Genomic DNA, 2,242 nt, shown 5'->3' on the forward strand with positions numbered 1-2,242 from the left:
CGCGGTGCGGCTCGTGCCGGCCCGCCGGCAGGTCGCGATCGCCGGGGTGCGGGGCGATCTCCGCCCACTCAGCCGGGTCGGGCGCGTTCACCGGCTGACCTCCCGCACGAACGAGGCGTCCACGACCGGCGCTCGCGCGGCGCGCGGCGGGGCATCGACGAGGGTACGGAGCCGGGCACGCGCACGCGACAGTCGGGACCGCACCGTGCCGACCGGAACGCCCAGCGCCTCCGCCGCGGACTCGTAGTCGAGGCCCTCCCACAGGCACAGGGTCAGCACCTCACGCTCGGGCCGGCGCAGCCGGGCCAACGCATCGAGCGCGGCGGCGATGCGTCGGCGGTCGTCGAGTCGGCCGGCGACCTCGTCGGCGTGGTCGGGCACCGTGAGGTCGGCGGCGATCAGCGCGGCGGCCACCCTGCGGTAGCGGCGGTTGCTGCGGGTGTGGTTGCGGGCCTCGTTGGTGGCGATGCCGAGCAGCCAGGGACGCAGCGACCCACCCTCCTCGGCGACACGCTCCCGGGAACGCCAGGCTTGCAGGTACGTGGCGGCCATGACGTCCTCCGCCGTGGCCCAGTCGGCGGTCAGCCGGAACGCGTGGTTGTACACCGAGCGCGCGTACGCGTCGAACAGCTCGGCGAACGCGCCGGGATCACCGGCTCGCACCCGGGCGCGCAGACTCGACTCCATGACCATCTTCTGTCCGTCGGACGGTGCTGGTTCCGACGGACCGGCCCGTTGATCAGTTACGGCCCGACGATAGCCACCGGCATGGACGCGCCGCCAACGACGGGGTGAACAGGCGCTGTCACGCCTCGCGGTCGTCGATTGACGGGAAATCGACGTACTGGTATCTGTTAATACAGTTTCCTGATGCTCGCGGTGCCCGCCGGGGCCGAACTTCCGCGCCGGGTCACCGACCGGCCGGCGGCACGCCGCCCCTTCCCCGAGGAACACCATGGTTCACCAGAGAACAGCCGCATCCGTCGTGGGAGCCCTGCTGATCGGCGTCGCCGCCGTCGGCTACGGCGTACCGTCGGCGAGCGCCGCGACCGCCGGCCCGATCACCGGCCTCGGCGGCAAGTGCATCGACGTGGCCGGCGCCAACCCGGCCAACGGCACAGCCGTCCAGCTCTACGACTGCAACGGCAGCGCGGCCCAGACGTGGACCGTCGGCAACACCGACACCTCGATCCGGGCACTCGGCAAGTGCCTCGACGTGACCGCCGCGTCGACCGCCAACGGCGCCAAGGTGCAGCTGTACGACTGCAACAACACCGGCGCCCAGAAGTGGACCGCCAGCAACGGCGCCCTGGTCAACTCCGGCTCCGGCAAATGCCTCGACGTCACCGACCGGAGCACCGCGAACGGCGCCCGGTTGCAGATCTGGACCTGTGGCGGCACCACGAACCAGCGGTGGACCCTGCCGGGCGGCGGCACCCCCACCCCCACGCCCACCAACCCGAGCGGCACCAACCTCGACGACCCGGCGAAGAAGGACGTCGCCATGCAACTCGTCTCGGCCGCGGAGAACTCGTCGCTCGACTGGCGCGCGCAGTTCTCCTACATCGAGGACATCGGTGACGGGCGCGGCTACACCGCCGGCATCATCGGCTTCTGCTCCGGCACCGGCGACATGCTCGAACTGGTCGAGGCGTACACCCGCACCAAGCCAGGCAACGTGCTCGCCGGCTACCTACCGGCGCTGCGCACCGTCAACGGCACCCCGTCGCACTCCGGCCTCGACCCCAACTTCCCCCGCGACTGGCGGACCGCCGCCACCGACCCGGTCTTCCAGGCCGCCCAGGAGGCCGAACGCGACCGGGTCTACTTCAACCCATCGGTACGCGACGGCAAGAACGACCAGGTCCGGGCGCTCGGCCAGTTCGCCTACTACGACGCGGCGGTCATGCACGGGTACGAGGGCATGCGTCAGATCCGCAGCCGCGCCCTGAACCGGGCCAAGCCGCCGGCCCAGGGCGGCGACGAGCGGACCTGGCTCAACGCCTTCCTCGACGAGCGGGTCATCGAGATGAAGAAGGAGGCGGCCCACTCGGACACCTCCCGCGTCGACACCGCCCAGCGGGTGTTCCTCAACAACGGCAACTTCAACCTGAACACCCCGCTGGTGTTCGCCGTCTACGGCGACCAGTTCCGCATCGGGTAGGGCCTGTTTCATAAGGGCGGTCGAGCCGAGGCGGAGTCCGGGCGGCGATCCGGCGAGGCGCGGTTTCGTCCGGATACC

At 71.2% G+C, this 2,242-nt stretch carries 2 protein-coding genes; one reads left to right on the forward strand and one right to left on the reverse strand.

From position 1 onward, the window contains the following. Positions 1–87 precede the first annotated feature (87 nt). Positions 88–687 (reverse strand): RNA polymerase sigma factor, encoded by a 600-nt coding sequence (locus tag KBX53_RS30380; RefSeq protein WP_210863132.1) that lies wholly within the window; start codon positions 685–687, stop codon positions 88–90. A gap of 298 nt (positions 688–985) precedes the next feature. Here KBX53_RS30380 and KBX53_RS30385 point away from each other — a divergent pair, with 298 nt between their 5' ends. Continuing rightward, a complete protein-coding gene (locus KBX53_RS30385; RefSeq protein ID WP_309140892.1) occupies positions 986–2,164 on the forward strand; it encodes a chitosanase in 1,179 nt (392 codons plus the stop codon). Positions 2,165–2,242: the final 78 nt, after the last annotated feature.

This window comes from Micromonospora sp. M51, assembly GCF_018070305.1.
GTDB classification, from domain to species: Bacteria; Actinomycetota; Actinomycetes; order Mycobacteriales; family Micromonosporaceae; genus Micromonospora; species Micromonospora parva.

What these genes read in the sequence shown, in the direction of transcription:
- KBX53_RS30380 (WP_210863132.1), bottom strand. Translation starts at nt 687, where the DNA reads ATGGAGTCGAGTCTGCGCGCCCGGGTGCGAGCCGGTGATCCCGGCGCG.